Here is a 19714-nt window from a genome sequence, read left to right as displayed (position 1 = left end):
GCGACACTATGTGGGCAAATATGGTGCTGGCCTATGAGCGTCTGCCGGACGACGTGAAAGCGAAGATCGAAGGTCTTCGGGCCCGTCACAGCATCGAGGCGAGCTTTGGCGCGGCCATGCCGATCGACAAGCGCTTGGCGCTCAAGGCCCTGTATCCAGACGCTGAGCACCCGGTGGTGCGCACCCACCCGGAAACCGGCGAGAAGGTGTTGTTCGTCAACGCCTTCACCACCCACTTCAGCAACTTCCATACCCCCGATCGCGTGCGCTACGGCCAGGACGCCAACCCGGGCGCCGCCGACCTGCTGCGCTACCTGATCACTCAGGCGTACATCCCCGAGTATCAAGTGCGCTGGCGCTGGAAGCCCAACAGCATCGCCATCTGGGACAACCGCAGCACCCAGCACTACGCCGTAATGGATTACCCACCCTGCCATCGCAAGATGGAGCGCGCCGGCATCATGGGCGACAAGACCTACTGAAAACCCCGGTGAACAACCTCTACTGAAGGCCTCACCTGCACGTATACATCCGCCTGCTCCGGCAAACCCCGCCGGGCGGATAACCATAATAAAAGGAGTAATTCATGCAATTCTTCGACGATTCCCTGCACCCCGAAAACATGGAGAAGGTGGTCATTACCGTCGCTCCATACGGTCCTGAATGGATGCCGGAAGACTTCCCCGAAGACATTCCACTGACCATGGGCGAGCAGGTGCAGAAAGCGGTCGATTGCTTTGATGCCGGTGCCACCGTATTGCACTTGCACGTGCGTGAACTGGACGGCAAGGGCTCCAAGCGCCTGTCCAAGTTCAACGAGCTGATTGCCGGGGTGCGTGAAGCCGTACCGGACATGATCATCCAGGTCGGTGGTTCGATTTCCTTCGCGCCCGAAAGCGATGGCGAAGCGGCCAAGTGGTTGAGCGACGACACCCGCCACATGCTGGCCGAGCTGACGCCCAAGCCAGACCAGGTCACCGTGGCCATCAACACCACCCAGATGAACATCATGGAGCTGCTCTATCCGGAATACCTGGAAGGCACTTCGCTGGCCAACCCGGCTTATCAGGCCGCCTACAGCGAAATGACGGTGCCGGCCGGCCCGGCCTGGGTCGAAGAGCACTTGCGTCGCCTGATGGCGGCCGGCGTGCAGCCGCATTTCCAACTGACCGGCATGCATGCGATGGAGACCCTCGAGCGCCTGGTGCGCAAGGGTGTCTACAGGGGGCCGCTGAACCTGACCTGGATCGGCATCGGTGGTGGTTTCGATGGCCCCAATCCGTTCAATTTCTTCAATTTCATCCACCGCGCACCGGACGGCTGCACCCTGACGGCCGAGTCGTTGTTGAAGAACGTGTTGCCGTTCAACACCATGGCACTGGCCATGGGCCTGCACCCACGGGTAGGTATCGAAGACACGATCATCGACCAGAAAGGCAAGCGCTTCACCTCCGTGCAACAGATCGAGCAGACCGTGCGCGTCGCCCATGAACTGGGTCGCGAAATCGCCACTGGCAAGGAAGCGCGCGAGATCTACCGCATCGGCGTTCAGTATCAAAGCATCGAAGAAACGCTGCTGGCCAACGGCATGGCGCCGAACCGTAAGGCCGGTCAGAAAGGCGTGCCCCAGCGCGGCTGATCGGAAGTGGGGCGGGGGGCTGACGGCTTCTCGCCCCCGCTCGATGGGAACAAGCTCGACTAGCCATATAAAAATAAATAGCAGTAAAGCTTTGAGGAGGCAGCATGGCCTTTCACCCCAGCACAGCAGACGCTGATGAGGATCCCTCTGTCGGTATTGCACGCCGTTACGCCTGGGTCGTCTTCGCGCTGACTTTCGGCCTGTTGATTTCCGATTACATGTCGCGTCAGGTGCTCAACGCCGTGTTCCCGATGCTCAAGGGCGAATGGGTTTTGAGCGACGGCCAACTCGGCCTGCTCAGCGGCATTGTCGCCTTGATGGTCGGTCTACTGACGATTCCCCTGTCGCTGATGGCCGATCGCTTCGGTCGGGTCAAAAGCTTGGCGCTGATGGCGCTGCTGTGGAGCCTGGCCACCCTTGGCTGCGCCCTGGCGCAGGACTACCAGCAGATGTTTGTCGCCCGCTTCCTGGTCGGCGTCGGCGAGGCCGCATACGGCAGCGTCGGCATCGCGGTGGTGATCTCCGTGTTTCCCAGGCACATGCGTGCAACGCTCGCCAGTGCCTTCATGGCCGGCGGCATGTTCGGGTCGGTATTGGGCATGGCCCTGGGCGGTGCGATTGCCGCGAAGCTCGGCTGGCGCTGGTCATTCGCCGGTATGGCGCTGTTCGGTCTGCTGCTGGCGGCGCTCTATCCGATGATCGTCAAGGAAGCACGCATCGCCCCGCAGCGAGCTGCAAAGGCGGCGAACAAGGCCGCGACAGCGATCAAGCGACCGTTGCGCACGCTGTTTTCCAGCCGTTCGGTGATCGCGACCTATGTCGGCAGCGGCTTGCAGCTGTTCGTCGGCGGCACCGTGATTGTGTGGATGCCCAGTTACCTGAACCGCTACTACGAAATGGGTACGGACAAGGCCGGTGGTGTAGCGGCGATCATTGTGCTGTGCAGCGGTGCGGGGATGATTCTCTGTGGCATGCTCAGCGACCGTCTGTGTCGCCAATCGCCGGAGCGCAAAGTCGCCCTGGCCATCGCTTACTGCCTGGGCAGCTGCCTGCTGCTGTCGCTGGCGTTCGCCCTGTCGGCCGGGCCCGCGCAATTGGCGCTGATCTGCCTGGGAATGCTGATTGCCGCAGGCATCACCGGCCCTGCCGGGGCCATGGTTGCCAACTTAACGCACTACTCGGTCCACGGCACAGCCTTCGCCACGTTGACGCTGGCCAACAACATGCTGGGTCTGGCCCCTGGGCCGTTCATTACCGGCAGGGTGTCCGATGCCATCGGCCTGCACGCAGCCTTCCAGCTGGTGCCCCTGGTCAGCATCGCGGCGGCCGCGGTGTTCTTCTATGCCAGGCGCCATTACCACAACGACATTGCTCGCCTGATGGGGGAGCGCGTCAATGACACAGCCAGCGGAGCGGCGTTCGAGGTGAAATCGTGAGTCGTAATTTGCGTATCGATGTGTTCTTCGACTTCATCTGCCCATGGTGCCTGATCGGCAAGCGCCAACTGGAGCGCGCATTGCTCCAGTTGCGCAGCCTGCAGCCAGATGTCGAGGTTGAACTGGCGTGGCAGGGTGTTCAGTTGCTGCCGCATCTGCCGGCGCGGGGCGAGCCCTTCGCCGCGTTCTACCTGAATCGACTGGGTAGCGCCGAGGCCGTGCGCCAGCGCCAGGCCCAGGTACAGCAGGCCGCCGCAGCGATCGGATTGTCCATCGACCTGAGCGGTATCGTCAACATGCCCAATACCGCCGATGCCCATCGCCTGCTGGAGCGTGCCGCCGCACTTGGCACCCCGAGCCAGCGTGACGACTTGCTCGTACGCCTGTTCGCCGCCTACTTCCATGACGGCGAGGACCTGGGTTGCAGTGCCACCTTGATGGCCATCGCCGAGTCTTGCGGCTTCGACCGCGCTGCCGTTGCCGACTGCTTGCGGGGTGACGCCAGCCCCTTTGTCGGCAGCACCCCACGAGGCGTCAGCAGCGTGCCCTATTTCTATTTCGACCGTCAGCTGACGATAGCCGGGGCACAGCCTGCCGAAGCACTGCTCAGTGCGATGTGCGAAGCGCTATTGCATAACGAACCCGAGCAGCAGCCGTCATGAACTCGCGTGTAAAAGTGCCTGCCGACAAAGTTCCGCAGGCCGGGGGGCGCACGCTCTTCGAATTCGATAGCCGGAGCGTGGCGCTGTTCAACGTAGAGGGGGCGCTCTATGCCATCGACGACAGCTGCCCGCACCAGGGCGCCTCGCTCTGCGGTGGGCGCCTCGATGGACGGGTGATCCAGTGCTGTGCCCATGGCCTGCGCTTCGACTTGTCCAGTGGCTATCTGCTCAACTCGACCAAACTCAAGGTCGCCAACTACCCGGTCGAGGTCGTCGACGGCCAGGCATTCATCGTTATCGCTCCAGAGGGGTCCGCGCTATGAGCGCTATTGCTCTCACCCGCATCCAGAGCCGAGTGCGCGAACTGGCGCCCGGTTTTATCGTCAGCCTGATCGTCGCGGCGGCGGCGACCTTCCTCTCCGAACACTACGGTGCGCCGGTCATGTTGTTCGCCCTGCTGCTCGGCATGGCGTTGAACTTCCTCTCCGGCGACAGCAGTTGCAAGGCTGGCATCGAATTCACCGCGCGTACCGTGTTGCGTATCGGCGTAGCCCTGCTGGGCATGCGCATTACCCTGGAACAGATCGCCGCGCTCGGCTGGAAGCCGTTCGCTCTGGTGGTGATCCTGGTGGTGGTGACGATTGGCGTTTCGGTGGTGGCGGCCAAGGCCCTGGGCTTCCAGCGCTTGTTCGGCATGCTCACCGGCGGAGCCACCGCGATCTGCGGTGCTTCGGCTGCGTTGGCGTTGGCGGCGGCGCTGCCCAACCACCCGCAGAAAGAGCGCGCCACGCTGTTCACCGTGATCGGTGTTTCGGCGCTGTCTACGGCGGCGATGATCGTTTACCCGATGATCGCCAACTGGTTCGAGCTGTCGCCGCAAGTCGCCGGGGTGTTCCTCGGCGCCACCATCCATGATGTCGCCCAGGTGGTCGGTGCCGGCTACAGCATGTCGACCGAAACAGGCGATACCGCCACGGTGGTCAAGTTGATGCGCGTCGCCATGCTGCTGCCGGTGATCCTCTGCGCCGCCATGATCACCCGTATGCAAGGTGCCGACCCGACCGGCAAACGGCCGCCGCTGCTGCCCTGGTTTGCCGTCGGTTTCCTGGTTCTGGCCTGCGTCAACAGTACCGGCTGGGTGGCTCCGGCGGTACAGGGCTCCATCAACGAACTGTCGCGCTGGAGCCTGGTGGTTTCCATCAGTGCACTGGGCATGAAGACCCAGCTCAAGGAGCTCGCTGCGGTCGGCATCAAGCCGATCCTGCTGATGATGGGGGAAACGGTATTCCTCGTCGCCCTGGTGCTGCTGTTGTTGCATTGGGGGTTGTAAACCGTGGCAGCCAAAAGCTGCAAATCTTGCGCTAGCAGAGCCGCACTGCGTTGACTTCATGGCGCAGTGGGGCGCTCGACCGGGGCCACAAGCGCCGGTTCCTTTGCGGGCGGCTGTGACGGCAGCCGCCCGTTTTTTTATGGGCCTTGCAAATCTCTGTAGCCGCTGTCGCAGGCTGCGCTGGAGTCCCGCAGGGACTCCCCGGCGATCTGGAGATCTTGCGCATGTTAACGTCTGAAAAATCTTTTTTGTTCAGCTGTCGCTCTTGAGCGTGTGAGTTTTTTGCGCACTGCGCCAGGACGCAGGCGGCATTCCAAACTGCGCAATGAACCAACGCGTAAAGGAACTCGCCATGGAATAGCCCAGCATGTCGGCGACTTGCCCCAGCGAATAATTCGGGTTCTCCATGTAACGCAGCACCAGATCACGGCGAACTTCGTTGATCAGGTCGTTGAAGGTGCAGTCGTCCTCTTTCAGGCGACGCTGCAAGGTGCGTACGTTCATGCCCTGGGTCTGTGCGATCTGCTCGATGGTGGCGCGCCCCATGGGCAGCAGCAGGTAGATCGCCTTGCGCACCTCGAACAGGATCGACGGCCCGTCGATGCTCTGTAGCGAGTCGAGATAGCGTTGGGCGTAGCGTGCCATCTCGGGGTCGGCATGGGGGTTGGCCACGTCCAGGTCGGCGTCGGGGCAGACAATGCCATTGAATTCGCTGCCGAACTCCAGCTTGCACCCAAACAGCCGGCGATGCAGCTGCAGGTTATCGGGAGGCTGGTGGGTGAAGTTGACGCTGTAGGGGTGCCAATGCTTACCGAGCAGGGCAGCGCACAGGCGGAACATCACGCCGATGGCCAGCTCATTGGCTTGCCTGCAGGGCATCGGCGACTCGGTGACCACTTCCTCGCGGATGATCACCATCTTGCCCGCTTCCTCGATAAAGATTGCCAATGAATCGTTCATCAGGTGGCGGTAATGCACCAGCACCTGCAGCGCGTCCCGCAACGTCCGTTGGTGGGTGAGCAGGAGACTGACGACACCGAAGTCCGAGAGCTGGCGCGACTCGGCCATGCTCAGGCCAAAGAACTGGCAATCGCTGGCGCAGGCCGAGTTTTCCAGCAGGCGCACCGACGCGTCGATGGGAATACGGTGCTCGGGGGTTTGCAACAGGGCTTTGCTCAGGCCGACATCGGCCAGCAGAGCTTGTGAGTTCAACCCCAGGTACTGGGCCACTTCAAGGTAGTTGGTCAAGACGGCGGCGCGAACGAGCTTTGTCATGGCGTTTCCTGTAGTGGTTCCGGTGGAAATAAGCGTCGCTGACTATATCCAGCAAACTGTTTGACACCGAGCCAGGGCAATTTTCAGGTTGTCATCAAAAGAAAAGCGGCTGACGTCAAATGAAAAGCGCACCGGATGGGGGCTCTTTAATGTCGGTACTACAAAAAGCTTCTGGCGCATCCGCCAGTCGAGTCATCGAAAGGCGAAGGTGTTCAAGTGGACAAACTACAAACTGCCGCAACCGTTCTGATCGTACCGGGCTTGCGCGAGCATGTTGCCGAGCATTGGCAAACGCTGCTCGAGGCCCGATTGAGCAAAGTGCGCAGCGTGCCGCCGCTTGAAGCCGACAAGCTCGACTGCGCCGCCCGGGTCCGGGCCATCGAGCACGAACTTGCGCAGATCGAAGGGCGGGTGATTCTGGTTGCACACAGCGCCGGCGCGCTGATGGTGGCGCACTGGGCCGCCAGGCACAGTCGCCCGATCAAGGGCGCTCTGCTGGCCGCGCCGCCCGACCTCGATGCCAGCTGGCCGCAAGGTTATCCGACCCCTGAAACCCTGCGAGCCAATGGCTGGGATCCTCTGCCCACAGGCGTGCTGCCTTTTCGCAGCATAGTCGCCGGCAGCAGCAACGATCATTTGGCCAGCCTGGAGTCCGTCACCCGCATGGCTCGCGCCTGGGACAGCGAATTGGTCAATCTTGGTGAAGTCGGCCACCTCAACCCGGCTTCGGGCTTTGGCCACTGGCCGCAAGCCGAAGCATTCATTCTGGAACTGGATCGCTAGTCAGATACCTGCCTGGACGCAGCGTCCGGCAACTACTCTAACTGCTGAAAACGCAGCTCTTTCACCGGGGCTTGCGCACGAACGGCTGCGCTTAAAAACAAATACAAAAAGGCGGAGACACGTAATGCCTAACGATAAGAATCGTAGCCACACACCCTCGCGCCGAAGTTTGCTGGCGTTGGCCATTCTCGCCGCTTCCATTTCGGCTGCCCATGGATTCGAATTCGAAACCGGCAACCCCGACTGGTCCGTGCGCCTGGACAACACCGTCAAGTACAACTACGGCGTGCGCACCGAAAGCGCCGACAAGCGCATGCTGGGGACGCCGAACAGCAACGACGGCGACTACAACTTCCGCAAGTCCGGGACCAATATCACCCACCGTATTGACCTGTTGACCGAGATGGATGTGGTCTATCAAGGCAGCATGGGCTTTCGCGTCAGTGCCGCCAGCTGGTACGACAAGGCGTATGAAAACACCGGTTCCAATTCCAATCCTTTCGTCAATGGCAATGGCCAAACCTCGGGCCTGGTCGCCAACGACCCACGTCTTGCTCCAGTCACCGGGGACAACGTCGGCAATGGCAGCCCCCACCTGAGCAACTATGCCCAGCGTTACTACACCGGCCCCTCCGGCGAGATTCTCGATGCCTTCGTGTTCTACAGCACCGAAGTGGGTGAAGAGTCCCTGTTCAGTGCCAAGGCCGGGCAACACAACGTGTTTTGGGGCGAGACGATTCTGAACCCGGTGCATTCGATCAGCTATGGCCAGTCCGGCCTTGACCTGGCCAAGCTGGCGAATTCGCCCGGTACCGAGGCCAAGGAGCTGTTCGTCCCACGCAACCAGGTTTCGATGACCTTCATCGTCAATCCCGAATTGACCGTGGGCGCCCAGTATTTCCTGGATTGGAATGCCGCCCGCCTGCCTGAGGCCGGTACCTACAATGGCGGTTCCGACCTGCTGGGTTTCGGCGCCCAATCGTTCCTGCTCGGCAACACCAATGCCGTGATCCCTGGAAGCCCGCTGGGTTGTGGCCTGGCGCCCTGCAATGCGGTGATCAATGTGCGTCGTGGCCATGATCTGAGACCGGACAAGCACGGTGACTGGGGCGTGATGGCCAAGTGGTCGCCACCATGGCTGGACGGAACCCTGGGTGTCTACTACCGCAAGACCTCGGACATCCTGCCTCAGGCCTGGCTCAACGGCACTGGCCTGAGTTCGGCCAATCCCAACGGTACGCCGCCAGCGGGCATGGGGCCGGCTGTGGTCAATACGCTGAACTCGCTGGGCACCGCCACGTATCAACTGGCCTATGGCGACGACATCGACGTCTTTGGCTTGAGCCTGTCCAAGGATATCGCCGGCATCAGCGTCGGCAGTGACCTCAACATCCGTCACAACATGCCGCTGGCCAGTATCCCGGCCGTGCTCAGTTCCACCTCACCGTTGAGCGTGGGTAACGGTCTGGGCCTGTTGCCCCCTCGTACGGCTGCCACCGGTATCGTCTACGACACCCCGGAAAAAGGCGACAGCATGAGCGCCACCGGCGACACGCTGCACTGGACGATCAACGGCCTGATGACCATTCCCAAGACGCCGCTGTTCGACTCTGCCGTGCTGCTCACCGAGCTGTATTACAGCAACCTGCTCAAGCTCGATAGCAAGAACGAGGCGCTTTACAAGGGCAAGAGCACCTACCGCGGCATCGATGCACCGACCCGGGATAACTGGGGCATCGCGGTCAACTTCACCCCGACCTGGTACCAGGTGTTCCCGGGTGTGGACATGAGCATGCCGATGTCCGTCAACGTGGGCCTGGACGGTGTATCACCCGTGTCCGGCGGTGGCGCGGAAGATACCGGCAACTATGCGGTCGGCATCGGCGCTGCGATTTACAACAAATATTTTGTCGACCTCAAGTACGTGGACGCCTTCGGCAAGGCGGACAAGTGCGAGGTGAGCGGTGTCGGTAGCGGCGCTGCAAATTCTGGAAGTGGCGATGGCTCCACGCCGAACGCCTTCAGCGGTAATGAAAATTATGCGTGCTACGCCGGTGGCTATTCAGCCTTCTCGGGCGGCGGTGCGACCACCGAAGACCGTGGCGCCCTGTACCTGACACTGAAAACTACCTTTTGATTCACCCATTGCTTAGCAATTAAGCAGGAGGAAAATAAAAATGAAATTCGCGCAAACCCTGCTGGCCGCTTTCCTGGCCATGATCGTGACCGCTCAGGCACACGCTGGCGTACCCGCCCAGGATGCGGCCAAGCTGGGCAGCAGCCTGACCCTGGTGGGTGCCGAAAAGGCCGCTAACGCCGATGGTTCCATTCCCGCTTATGCCGGCGGTCTGACCACGGCCCCGGCAAGCTTCAAGGCCGGCGACAGCATGCGCCCGGACCCTTTTGCCGGCGAAAAACCGCTGCTGGTGATCAATGGCAAGAACGTCGATCAGTACAAGGGCATGCTCACTGCCACCACGGTGGAGCTGGCCAAGCGCTTCGAAAGCTTCCGTGTCGACGTCTATCCGACCCATCGCACCGTCACCCTGCCGCAGGCGGTGCTGGACAACAGCCTGAAGAATGCCAGCGGCGCCAAGTCCCTTGAAGGCGGGTTGGCCATCGACAACGTACTGCCTGGCGTGCCGTTTCCGATCCCGCAATCGGGCAGCGAGGCGATGTGGAACTTCCTGCTGCGCTACCAAGGGGTCAACATCACCTCCAAGTACGATTCCTGGAACGTCGACTCGGCCGGCGTGCCGAGCCTGGCCACCACCGGGCAGGCGTTCATCTCCTACCCGATCTACGAGAACCTTTCGCAGCCGATCAGCAGCGCCGACGTGTACTACCAGATGAAGCTGTACTACACCGGCCCCGCGCGCCGTGCCGGCGAGTCGATCATGCTCAAGGACGCGGCCAACCCGCTGGAGCAACCGCGCCGCGCATGGCAGTACCTGCCTGGCCAGCGTCGCGTCAAGCTGGCACCCAATCTGGCTTACGACACACCTAACCCCGGTACTGCAGGTGCGGGCACTTACGACGATGTTTTCGTGTTCAACGGTGCACTGGATCGCTACGACTGGAAACTGGTCGGCAAGCAGGAAATGATCGTGCCCTACAACACCTACAAGCTGACCTACGCCCAGGACCCCAAGACCCTGACCACCCCGAACCACCTCGCACCGGATTTCGTGCGTTGGGAGAAACACCGTGTCTGGGTCGTAGAGGGCAATCTCAAGGTCGGCGCACGGCACGTCTATCAGAAGCGCCGCTTTTACCTGGATGAGGACAGCTGGGCCGCTCTGGCCTCCGACCAATACGACGCGCGCGGCCAGCTCTACCGTGGTTCCTTCGCCTTCCTCAGCCAGAGCTATGACAAGCAGGTGCCCGATACCACGCCCTTCATGATCTACGACCTGGTTGGCGGCTCCTACAACATCAACGGTGTGGTAGGCCCATATGGTGGCATCCGCTACATCGAGTCGCTGTCCAAGGCGCAGTGGTCGCCGGAGTCCCTGGCGGGCGCCGGCATTCGCTAAGCGCAGTGTGACTCGAACGCCGCGGTGCCCCCGGCGCAGTTTCCTCAAGAGGACGCCGTATGTGTTCGTTCAAGAAGTGCGTGCAGCTGGCGTTGGGCGCCACGCTGGCACTGTTGCAGGGAATCGCTCAGGCGGCCAGCTACGTTGACGTGCTGACCTTCATGTTCCTCTGGAACATGATCGGTGCGCTGATCCTGATTCCGGCCCTGTCCTGGTTCCTGCTGCGCAAGACCGGGTCCCAATCGAGGCCCACGCATAGCCCGTTGGATTTTTATTGCGCTTACCCAAGCGCGTGACACTTCTACTGATCAGGGCATGTGCGATGCCCTCAATTTGACTGAGTATTGGAATCATGTCTGATTACAAAGCCCCCCTGCGTGACATTCGCTTCGTACTGAATGAGGTCTTTGAAGTATCGAAGTTGTGGGCCGACCTGCCGGCCATGGCCGATGTGGTGGACGAAGAAACCGCCAATGCCGTGCTCGAGGAAGCCGGCAAGGTTGCCGCTGGCCTCATCGCACCGCTCAATCGCAGTGGCGACGAACAGGGTTGTTCCTGGAGCGACGGCGTGGTGACCACGCCGGCAGGTTTCCCGGCAGCCTATCGTGCCTTTGCCGAGGGTGGCTGGGTCGGCGTAGGCGGGGACCCGGCGTATGGCGGCATGGGCATGCCCAAGGTGATCGGCGCCCAAGTCGAGGAAATGGTCAGCGCGGCCAATCTTTCCTTCGGCCTCTATCCGATGCTGACCGCCGGTGCGTGCCTTGCGATCAAGGCCCACGCCAGCGACGAGTTGAAGGCCGCCTACCTGCCGAACATGTATGCCGGCGTCTGGACCGGTTCCATGTGCCTGACCGAGCCACATGCCGGTACTGACCTGGGCATTATCCGCACCCGCGCCGAACTTCAGGCTGACGGCGCCTATAAAGTCAGCGGCACCAAGATTTTCATCACCGGTGGCGAGCACGACCTGACCGAAAACATCATCCACCTGGTGCTGGCCAAGCTGCCCGACGCACCGGCGGGACCGAAGGGCATTTCGCTGTTCCTGGTACCGAAGTTTCTGGTCAATGCCGACGGTAGCCTGGGCGAACGCAACTCGGCCAACTGCGGTTCGATCGAACACAAGATGGGCATCAAGGCCTCGGCGACTTGCGTGATGAACTTCGACGAAGCGGTCGGCTATCTGGTCGGCGAGCCGAACAAGGGCCTGGCGGCCATGTTCACCATGATGAACTACGAGCGCCTGGGCGTTGGCATCCAGGGTCTGGCGTGTGGCGAGCGTTCCTACCAGAGCGCCATCGAGTACGCCCGCGATCGCCTGCAAAGCCGTTCGCCGACCGGCCCGCAAGCCAAGGACAAGGTCGCTGACCCGATCATCGTGCACCCGGATGTGCGCCGCATGTTGCTGACCATGAAAGCCTGCAACGAAGGCAGTCGTGCGTTTTCGACCTACGTGGCCATGCAGCTCGATACCGCTAAATACAGTGAAGATCCGACTGTGCGTAAACGCGCTGAGGAGCTGGTGGCGCTGCTGACGCCGGTGGCCAAGGCCTTCCTCACCGACCTGGGCCTGGAAACCACCGTGCATGGCCAGCAGGTGTTTGGCGGCCATGGCTATATTCGTGAGTGGGGCCAGGAGCAACTGGTGCGTGACGTGCGCATCACCCAGATCTACGAAGGTACCAACGGCATTCAGGCCCTGGACCTGATCGGGCGCAAGGTGGTGGGGACCGACGGCGCGTTCTACCAGCTGTTCGCGGACGAAATCCGCCACTTCATGGCCACCGCCGACGCCAGCCTCGCCGAGTTCGTCAAACCGTTGAATGCCGCCCTGGACAACCTCGACGAGTTGACCGCCTGGGTGCTGGATCGCTGCAAAACCAACCCGAATGAAATTGGAGCGGCGTCCGTGGAGTACCTGCAGGCATTCGGTTACACCGCCTATGCCTACATGTGGGCGTTGATGGCCAAGGCCGCGATGGGCAAGGAAGGCCAGGACGACTTCTACGCCAGCAAGATCGGCACCGCACGCTTCTACTTCGCCCGCCTGTTGCCGCGTGTCCATTCGTTGACCGCATCGGTCAAGGCCGGTAGCGAATCGCTGGACTTGCTCAATGCCGAGCAGTTCTGACCCAGTGAGCTGGAGATAATCTCCAATTGACAAAAATCAGGAAGACCCACCTTGGTGACAACAAAAATAATCGCGCCTGCGCAAGGCGCGTATACCTACCCCTTGTTGATCAAAAGCCTGTTGCTCTCGGGCGAGCGCTACGCACCTGAGCAGGAGATCGTCTACGCGGACAAGCTGCGCTACAGCTACCGGACGCTTAACGACCGAATCAAGCAATTGGCTAACGCGCTGACAAACGCAGGCGTAAAGGCCGGTGATACGGTGGCACTGCTCGATTGGGACAGTCACCGCTATCTGGAGTGTTTCTTCGCCGTGCCGATGATCGGTGCGGTGTTGCATACGGTCAATATTCGTCTGTCCCCGGAGCAGGTTCTCTACACCATGAACCACGCCGAGGACGACCTGGTGTTGGTGCACGATGATTTCCTGCCCTTGCTTGAGCAGATCCATGGGGAGCTGACGACCGTCAAGGGCTATATCCAGCTCAGTGATGTCGGTGCGACACCGACCGAACTGCCGGTGGTGGGGGAGTACGAATGCCTGGTCGCGCAGGCGCCATGCCATTTCGAATTCCCTGACTTCGACGAGAACTCGGTGGCGACCATTTTTTACACCACCGGCACCACTGGAAACCCGAAGGGCGTGTACTTCACGCACCGCCAGTTAGTGCTGCATACACTCAATGCGGTGGGCACGCTGGGCGTGTACCAGGGCTTGCCGTTGTTACGCTCCGACGACGTGTATATGCCGATCACGCCGATGTTTCATGTGCATGCCTGGGGCGTGCCTTATGTCGCGACGCTGATGGGAATCAAGCAGGTTTACCCGGGGCGGTACGAGCCCAATAGTCTGGTCAGGTTGTACCGCGAAGAAAAGGTCACCTTTTCCCATTGCGTGCCCACGATTTTGCAGATGATCCTGGGTTGTGATGAAGCGGCGCAGACTGATTTCGGTGGCTGGAAAATGCTCTTGGGTGGCAGTGCATTGACCCAGGGCATCGCTGCCCAGGCGACGGCAAGAGGTATGCGCGTCCATAGCGGGTACGGGATGTCCGAGACCTGCCCGTTGCTGTGTTTGACCCACTTGCGTGAGTCGGATCTGGAACAACCGGCGCAAGCGCAACTGGCTGCTCGCACCAAGACCGGGGTTGCAGTGCCGATGGTCGATTTGCGGATCATCGATGCCAACGGAATCGCCGCGCCTCACGATGGCGTGGCGCAGGGCGAGATCGTGGTGCGTGCGCCCTGGTTGACCCAAGGCTACCTGAAGGAGCCGGAGCAGGGCGCGCAGCTTTGGGAAAACGGTTGGATGCATACCGGAGACATCGCCTCGATCGATGCCCTGGGTGTGGTGGAGATCAAGGACCGGATCAAAGACGTCATCAAGACGGGCGGGGAGTGGATCAGCTCGCTGGAATTGGAGAGCCTGATCAGCGAACACCCGGCCGTCGCTTCGGTTGCGGTGGTGGGCATTCCTGACCCGCGGTGGGGGGAGCGGCCAATTGCCCTGGTCGTTTGCGCGCCTGGAGAAGGTATTGACGCGAAAATCCTGGAGGCCCATCTGGACCAGTATGTTCAAAGCGGCCGCATCAACAAGTGGGCGATCCCCCGGCAGATCAGGATTGTTGCCGACATTCCCAAAACCAGTGTCGGGAAAATCAACAAGCGGCTGATCCGCGAACACGAACTGAGCCAACAGGCACTGGATATCTGCTGACGCAAACAGCCTGCGCCGTACGGCATTGCCAAACCGTACGGCGCAGGGTCCGGTGACCTCTATTTGGGGGGGGAGAGCCGCGCTGCGCATTGAATAGTATCCCGCAGTACCGGAGATCCCCGCAGACGCTTGGGCAGAATGCGGCCGAGCTCGACCAGCTCAAGGCACAAACCCGTAACGAGTTGGCAGCATACGAGAAATCGTTGCACTCGAATCGCTTCAAAACTGTCATCAATAGCAAAGTAACTGACGTCAAATGAAAAGCGCAGCGGATGAGGAGTCCTTAATGTCATCACTATAAAAGCGTCTGGCGATTGAGCCAGTCGAATGCTTAGTCCACTAAGCAGGAGAATAACAAAATGAAATTCGTGAAAAGTCGAGTGGCTGCTTCGTTGGTCATGGCGCTGGCCATGGGTGCTCAGGCATCCGTGTCGAGCCAGGAAGCCGCCAAGCTGGGCGCCAGCCTGACCCTGGTGGGAGCGGAAAAGGCTGGGAATGCCGATGGTTCCATTCCAGCCTATGAAGGAGGCCTGACGACCGCTCCGGCCAGCTTCAAGACCGGCGATAGCATGCGCCCGGACCCTTTTGCCGGCGAAAAACCGCTGCTGGTGATCAATGGCAAGAACGTCGACCAGTACAAGGGCATGCTCACTGCCACCACGGTGGAGCTGGCCAAGCGCTACCCCAGCTACCGCATCGACGTGTATCCGACCCACCGCACCGCAGCACTACCGCAGGCAGTACTGAACAACAGCCGGAAAAATGCCACCGCCGCCAAATCCCTCAAAGGCGGGTTGGCCATCGACAACGCACTGCCCGGCGTGCTGTTCCCGATCCCGCAATCGGGCGCCGAGGCGATGTGGAACTTCCTGCTGCGCTACCAGGGGGTCAACATCAACTCCAAGTACGACTCCTGGAGTGTCGACGCGGCCGGCGTGCCGAGCCTGGTTGTCACCGGCGAGGCGTTCATTTCCTTCCCGATGTACGAAAACTTGTCGAAGCCCATCGATAACGCTGAAATTTACCATCAGATGAAGTTGTCCTACACCGGCCCTGCGCGCCGGGCCGGCGAGTCGATCATGCTTAAGAACGCCGTCAACCCGACGCAGCAGCCGGGTCGAGGCTGGCAGTACCTTCCTGGCCAGCGCCGCATCAAATCGGTATCAATCCTGGCCTACGATACGCCTAACCCCCATACCGCCCGCGCACTGGATCGTTACGACTGGAAGCTCTTGGGCAAGCAAGAAATGATCGTGCCCTACAACACCTACAAGCTGACCTACGCCCAGGATCCCAAGTCGCTGACCACCCCCAACCACCTTGCACCGGATTTCGTGCGCTGGGAAAAACACCGCGTCTGGGTCGTGGAGGGCAACCTCAAGGCCGGCGCACAGCACATCTACCAGAAACGCCGCTTCTACCTGGATGAAGACAGCTGGGCCGCTCTGGCCTCCGACCAATACGACGCGCGCGGCCAGCTCTACCGTGGTTCCTTCGCCTTCCTCAGCCAGAGCTATGACAAGCAGGTTCCGGATGCCACACCTTTCATGACTTACGATCTGGCGCGCGGCACTTACAACATCAATGGTGTGGTAGGCCCACACGGCGGTATCAAGTACATCGAACCGCTGTCGACGGCTCAGTGGGCGCCGGAGTCCATGGCGGGCGTCGGCATTCGCTAAGTTGATAGGTAGTATTCGATGATCAAGGATGATGTGGACAACGGCAGGTTGATCATCCCCTGCTTGCGAGCTGATGGCCGACGGTACCCGTATGGGTGGAGTTGGAATGCAGGTCAGTTCAATGGCCGCGCTTTGATTGCCCGACTCGATAAATTCGATCAGGCGCAAATGCTCGTTGTCGCGGCAGGCGTCGTGGCTGTCGTCGTCGAGCGCGGCGGCGTACAGCGAGGCGCGGGAGATCAGTTTGCGGAACCAGTCCAGCAGCACCGGGTTGTTCAGCGTGGCCGCCAACTTGATTGGAATTCGCCCAGCAGGTGAATCAGCCGCTCATGATCGCCTTCCCGCGCCGCTTCATCTTCCAGTAGCAGATGGTCGCGCAAATCCTGCGTGGCGGCGTTGTCGCGGCGGCGGCACAGTTCGCTGACGATGCCAATCTCGATCAGCCGCCGGGTTTCGAACAGGGAGCGAATCTCCTCATCGCTGGGCAATGACACCAAGGAAAAGCTGCTGACCGAGTGTAACCTGCACACCATCGTTCGCCTGCCCAATGGCGTGTTCAACCCCTACACCAGCATCAAGACCAACCTGCTTCGACAGGCACTGATTGTGCGTTGCCCGAGTCCCTCAGGCTGGCTGGATTCAGGATTTGGACTCCTCTAGTTCTGGACGGGCGTCCTTGACGGAAGATTTTTTCTCTTTGACGACGATGTAGAACTCTTCGCCATGCTTTACCGCGCCGTAAAGTACGGCCTTCTCGATCAGCTCGGTGCCTCGCAGATGACGCAACATCATCGGATCCTTGCGCAGGTCGCGGTACAGCGCCAGGCAGAGCAGGGCCATTACAATGACGAACGGCAGTGACACAACAATGGTCAAATTCTGCAGGCCTGTCAGGGCGGCACCCGGGTTTCGTGGATCGCCTATCGCCAGCATGATCGCTGCAACCGTTCCGGTCAGTGCACCCCAGAAAATCACGGTGGGACGTGATGGTTCCGTCGTGCCGTGCTCGGATAGCGTACCCATGACCAAGGAGGCGGCATCGGCACCGGAGACGAAGAAGATTGCCACTAGAATAATGACCAATACGGAGGTCACGGAGGCCAGCGGGTAGCTTTCCAGCAACTCATAAAGCGCAAAGTTGCTGTTCACGGCCCCCTCGATCAGCGAGTAGGTGCCTTCACGCAGGGCGTCAATGCCCGCTCCGCCGAATACGGTGAACCAGATGAGACTTACCAGGCTAGGTACCAGCAGCACACCGGTGACGAATTGGCGAATGGTGCGCCCGCGGCTAATGCGTGCGATGAACATGCCGACGAAGGGCGTCCAGGAGATCCACCAGGCCCAGTAGAACACTGTCCAGCCGGCCAGCCAGTTGTCCATCTGGTCACCACCACTGGCACTGGTACGGGCCATCATTTCTGGCAACAAGTCGATGTAGACGCCGATCGAGGTCGGTAACAGATTCAACATCAGCAGCGTCGGGCCTACCAGAAAGACAAAGATCGCCAATGTCAGCGCCAGCACCATGTTGGTGTTGGAGAGCCACTGGATACCCTTGTCGATACCGGAAACCGCCGAGGCGATAAAGGCGATGGTCAGCACGGTGATGATCGAGATGTAGAAGATCTTGCCCGGGTTTTCGACCCAGCCATTGTATTCGAGACCGCCCGCAATCTGTAGTGCGCCGAGGCCGAGTGAGGCGGCGGAACCAAACAGTGTGGCGAAGATGGCCATCATGTCGATCGTGCGGCCAATGGGGCCGTTGGCGTGCTTGCCGATTAACGGCCGAAACGCCGCGGAAATAAGCTGCGAACGCCCGCGCCGGAACGTACCGTAAGCGATGGCCAGCCCGACGATGGCGTACATTGCCCAGGGATGAAGCGTCCAGTGGAAGAGCGTGGTCGCCATCGCCACCTGCATTGCTTCATTCGACTGCCCGGTGGCAGAGCCGGGCGGAGGGGTGACGTAGTGCGACAGAGGCTCGGCAACGCCGAAGAACATCAGACCGATGCCCATGCCAGCGCTGAACATCATGGCAACCCAGGAAACCGTGCGGAACTCGGGTTCTTCTCCGTCACGTCCCAGCGGGATCCTGCCGTACCTGCTCGCCGCCAGCCAAAGTACGAAAATGACGAACAAGGTTGAGGTCAAAACGAAAAACCAGCCGAAGTGGGTGATGACCCAGGATTGCGCCGTGGAGGCACTGGCGGCGAGGCTTGCCTGACTGACGAATCCCCAAATGACGAATGCGATTGCAATGACGCTGGTGACACCAAAAACGATCCAATCAATCGTGCCTTCAAGATGACGATCCCGCTTTGCCTCTTCAGTTTTCGATGGATCTGTCACGCCGAGTGCCAGCGTTTCAACATTGTCTTCCGTTGCCATGACTTTAAAGCCCCTTTGTGGGTTTCTTATATGCTGCTGGCTTGTGGTTTTTTGTGCCTGCCGTGCTTATTGACTGTGAATAACCGAGGTCACACCGAGCCTGGAGGCGAATGGCAGGACATGGGGCCGTACTACAGAAGGTGTTGCCTTGTACCGTCCACCTCATGCGCGATTGGGCCATGAGCGGCGTGACTGGTGATGTCTGGTTATTGCAGGGCTGCTGGGTTTACCAGCGACCTTCCCGGCGTTCGTCAAGTCCATCTGGCTGAAATGAAACCGGCATATTGCTCTTCTTTTACGCCTTGAAAACAGTCGCTCGGCTGACGCTCAGGGGGAATAGTTTACAAGGCGCGATTATCCTGCCCTCATAAAGCACCTTACCTATCCAGCACCGACCTGGCACATCCTTGGAACGACTCATCATTGGCCGTTAGAGCAAGAATTGAAGGGCTTTTGTCATCCAGTAGTGGTTGCCGAATGCAGGGCAGCTGCGTGCCAATCCAGCACAAAGGCGCTCTGCCGTCAAGATGGATGGGTGTCATTTGAGCAAGGGGCCTTGCTTGCTTGAGCCCGTTTTAGCGCGAAGTAACGACAGGGTATGAAAGCGCAAAAATCAGGGTAAGTCCCTGGTTTCTGGCGAGTGTAAGGCCAGATGGCAGACCGGCCTGACTGCTCCATCTGCCAGGCCATCAGCTCGCTGCGCATGGCAGGTGTCCAAAAGCTCTGCAGGTGTTGCCGGACACCCAGCACAGCTTGCTCGCTTTCCGGCTCGCTCGCGAAGTACTGGGCAATCTGGTTGGCCATCTTGATCAGATTATCGGTGCTCATTTACGTACCTCAGTTTTTTCCGCCTGGCGGCGTTCCTTGAGCAGATGTCTCTGCTTGTCACTGAACGTCTGATAGCGTTTTTGCCACTCGCAAGGGTGGAAGACGCGGCTGACTTCCACGGCGGTGACCTTGTACTCCGGGCAGTTGGTGGCCCAGTCGGAGTTGTCGGTGGTGATGACGTTGGCCCCCGAGTCAGGGAAGTGGAAGGTGGTGTACACCACGCCTGGGGCGTAACCGTCCGAACTACACCGCCTTGAAACTCAGACCCTAACGTCCTTCAGCCACTGATTGACGGTGCGACGATCAGT

General features: G+C 60.3%; 15 protein-coding genes and 4 pseudogenes. 14 read left to right on the top strand and 5 right to left on the bottom strand.

What is annotated here, in order from left to right; translation table 11 throughout:
* From GUY40_RS18740 to GUY40_RS18715, 6 genes are all read left to right on the top strand, one after another.
* A partial coding sequence (locus tag GUY40_RS18740; RefSeq protein ID WP_178117870.1) for a TauD/TfdA family dioxygenase occupies nucleotides 1-482 on the top strand: 482 nt, incomplete at its 5' end.
* A gap of 104 nt (nucleotides 483-586) precedes the next feature.
* Nucleotides 587-1639, top strand: a complete 1053-nt coding sequence (locus tag GUY40_RS18735; protein ID WP_166570394.1) for a 3-keto-5-aminohexanoate cleavage protein — start codon at nucleotides 587-589, stop codon at nucleotides 1637-1639.
* A 104-nt stretch (nucleotides 1640-1743) separates the two neighbouring features.
* Nucleotides 1744-3075, top strand: coding sequence for an MFS transporter (locus tag GUY40_RS18730; RefSeq protein WP_166570393.1), 1332 nt, complete (start codon nucleotides 1744-1746; stop codon nucleotides 3073-3075).
* A complete protein-coding gene (locus GUY40_RS18725; RefSeq protein ID WP_166570392.1) occupies nucleotides 3072-3737 on the top strand; it encodes a DsbA family oxidoreductase in 666 nt (221 codons plus the stop codon). Before GUY40_RS18730 ends, GUY40_RS18725 begins: the two co-directional genes overlap by 4 nt.
* Entirely contained in the window at nucleotides 3734-4060 is a 327-nt protein-coding gene (locus GUY40_RS18720) for a Rieske 2Fe-2S domain-containing protein (RefSeq protein WP_166570391.1), read from the top strand. Before GUY40_RS18725 ends, GUY40_RS18720 begins: the two co-directional genes overlap by 4 nt.
* Nucleotides 4057-5067 carry a YeiH family protein gene (locus GUY40_RS18715; RefSeq protein ID WP_166570390.1) on the top strand — a complete coding sequence of 337 codons (1011 nt, stop codon included), beginning with the start codon at nucleotides 4057-4059 and terminating at the stop codon, nucleotides 5065-5067. The genes GUY40_RS18720 and GUY40_RS18715 overlap by 4 nt, the downstream gene beginning before the upstream one ends.
* 252 nt (nucleotides 5068-5319) lie before the next feature.
* Here the strand turns inward: GUY40_RS18715 and GUY40_RS18710 are convergent, their stop codons facing one another.
* A complete protein-coding gene (locus GUY40_RS18710; protein WP_166570389.1) occupies nucleotides 5320-6342 on the bottom strand; it encodes an AraC family transcriptional regulator in 1023 nt (340 codons plus the stop codon).
* Between the two features lie 216 nt (nucleotides 6343-6558).
* Here GUY40_RS18710 and GUY40_RS18705 point away from each other — a divergent pair, with 216 nt between their 5' ends.
* The 7 genes from GUY40_RS18705 (at nucleotide 6559) to GUY40_RS18675 (ending at nucleotide 16190) form a co-directional block, all read left to right on the top strand.
* Complete coding sequence (locus GUY40_RS18705; RefSeq protein WP_166570388.1) at nucleotides 6559-7125, top strand: alpha/beta hydrolase; 567 nt, start codon at nucleotides 6559-6561, stop codon at nucleotides 7123-7125.
* 124 nt (nucleotides 7126-7249) lie between these two features.
* The gene (locus tag GUY40_RS18700; protein WP_166570387.1) at nucleotides 7250-9262 is read left to right on the top strand and encodes a DUF1302 domain-containing protein; all 2013 of its coding nucleotides are present in this window, start codon (nucleotides 7250-7252) and stop codon (nucleotides 9260-9262) included.
* A gap of 40 nt (nucleotides 9263-9302) precedes the next feature.
* Nucleotides 9303-10661: a DUF1329 domain-containing protein gene (locus GUY40_RS18695; RefSeq protein WP_166570386.1), complete on the top strand. Its 1359-nt coding sequence runs from the start codon at nucleotides 9303-9305 to the stop codon at nucleotides 10659-10661.
* A 59-nt stretch (nucleotides 10662-10720) separates the two neighbouring features.
* Nucleotides 10721-10957: a hypothetical protein gene (locus GUY40_RS18690; RefSeq protein WP_166570339.1), complete on the top strand. Its 237-nt coding sequence runs from the start codon at nucleotides 10721-10723 to the stop codon at nucleotides 10955-10957.
* A gap of 56 nt (nucleotides 10958-11013) precedes the next feature.
* Nucleotides 11014-12792, top strand: coding sequence for an acyl-CoA dehydrogenase C-terminal domain-containing protein (locus GUY40_RS18685; protein WP_166570385.1), 1779 nt, complete (start codon nucleotides 11014-11016; stop codon nucleotides 12790-12792).
* Between the two features lie 51 nt (nucleotides 12793-12843).
* Nucleotides 12844-14508 carry a fatty acid--CoA ligase gene (locus GUY40_RS18680; RefSeq protein WP_166570384.1) on the top strand — a complete coding sequence of 555 codons (1665 nt, stop codon included), beginning with the start codon at nucleotides 12844-12846 and terminating at the stop codon, nucleotides 14506-14508.
* A gap of 359 nt (nucleotides 14509-14867) precedes the next feature.
* Nucleotides 14868-16190 carry a DUF1329 domain-containing protein gene (locus GUY40_RS18675; RefSeq protein ID WP_166570383.1) on the top strand — a complete coding sequence of 441 codons (1323 nt, stop codon included), beginning with the start codon at nucleotides 14868-14870 and terminating at the stop codon, nucleotides 16188-16190.
* 105 nt (nucleotides 16191-16295) lie between these two features.
* Here the strand turns inward: GUY40_RS18675 and GUY40_RS18670 are convergent.
* A pseudogene (locus GUY40_RS18670) lies at nucleotides 16296-16684 on the bottom strand (FCD domain-containing protein); the annotation flags it as partial.
* A gap of 1 nt (nucleotide 16685) precedes the next feature.
* Between GUY40_RS18670 and GUY40_RS18665 the strand changes: the two are divergent.
* A pseudogene (locus GUY40_RS18665) lies at nucleotides 16686-16781 on the top strand (N-6 DNA methylase); the annotation flags it as partial.
* 48 nt (nucleotides 16782-16829) lie between these two features.
* On the opposite strand, the gene GUY40_RS18660 reads toward GUY40_RS18665, so the two are convergent.
* From GUY40_RS18660 to GUY40_RS18650, 3 genes and pseudogenes are all read right to left on the bottom strand, one after another.
* A complete protein-coding gene (locus GUY40_RS18660) occupies nucleotides 16830-18578 on the bottom strand; it encodes a BCCT family transporter (RefSeq protein WP_166570382.1) in 1749 nt (582 codons plus the stop codon).
* A 663-nt stretch (nucleotides 18579-19241) separates the two neighbouring features.
* Nucleotides 19242-19406: pseudogene (locus GUY40_RS28395) on the bottom strand (formate dehydrogenase subunit delta); the annotation flags it as partial.
* Nucleotides 19403-19639 (bottom strand): annotated as a pseudogene (locus tag GUY40_RS18650) (hypothetical protein); the annotation flags it as partial. The pseudogenes GUY40_RS18650 and GUY40_RS28395, both read right to left, overlap by 4 nt.
* Nucleotides 19640-19714: the final 75 nt, after the last annotated feature.

This window comes from Pseudomonas sp. R5(2019), from assembly GCF_009905435.1.
Taxonomy (GTDB): domain Bacteria; phylum Pseudomonadota; class Gammaproteobacteria; order Pseudomonadales; family Pseudomonadaceae; genus Aquipseudomonas.
The sequence above is the reverse complement of the archived record's forward strand: the minus strand, read 5'-3'. Positions and strand labels throughout refer to the sequence as shown.

Bases quoted from the DNA above. Each gene is read 5' to 3' on its own strand.
- GUY40_RS18695 (WP_166570386.1), top strand. From the start codon at position 9,303: ATGAAATTCGCGCAAACCCTGCTGGCCGCTTTCCTGGCCATGATCGTG.
- GUY40_RS18700 (WP_166570387.1), top strand. From the start codon at position 7,250: ATGCCTAACGATAAGAATCGTAGCCACACACCCTCGCGCCGAAGTTTG.
- GUY40_RS18690 (WP_166570339.1), top strand. From the start codon at position 10,721: ATGTGTTCGTTCAAGAAGTGCGTGCAGCTGGCGTTGGGCGCCACGCTG.
- GUY40_RS18715 (WP_166570390.1), top strand. From the start codon at position 4,057: ATGAGCGCTATTGCTCTCACCCGCATCCAGAGCCGAGTGCGCGAACTG.
- GUY40_RS18735 (WP_166570394.1), top strand. From the start codon at position 587: ATGCAATTCTTCGACGATTCCCTGCACCCCGAAAACATGGAGAAGGTG.
- GUY40_RS18710 (WP_166570389.1), bottom strand. From the start codon at position 6,342: ATGACAAAGCTCGTTCGCGCCGCCGTCTTGACCAACTACCTTGAAGTG.
- GUY40_RS18685 (WP_166570385.1), top strand. From the start codon at position 11,014: ATGTCTGATTACAAAGCCCCCCTGCGTGACATTCGCTTCGTACTGAAT.
- GUY40_RS18660 (WP_166570382.1), bottom strand. From the start codon at position 18,578: ATGGCAACGGAAGACAATGTTGAAACGCTGGCACTCGGCGTGACAGAT.
- GUY40_RS18675 (WP_166570383.1), top strand. From the start codon at position 14,868: ATGAAATTCGTGAAAAGTCGAGTGGCTGCTTCGTTGGTCATGGCGCTG.
- GUY40_RS18730 (WP_166570393.1), top strand. From the start codon at position 1,744: ATGGCCTTTCACCCCAGCACAGCAGACGCTGATGAGGATCCCTCTGTC.
- GUY40_RS18720 (WP_166570391.1), top strand. From the start codon at position 3,734: ATGAACTCGCGTGTAAAAGTGCCTGCCGACAAAGTTCCGCAGGCCGGG.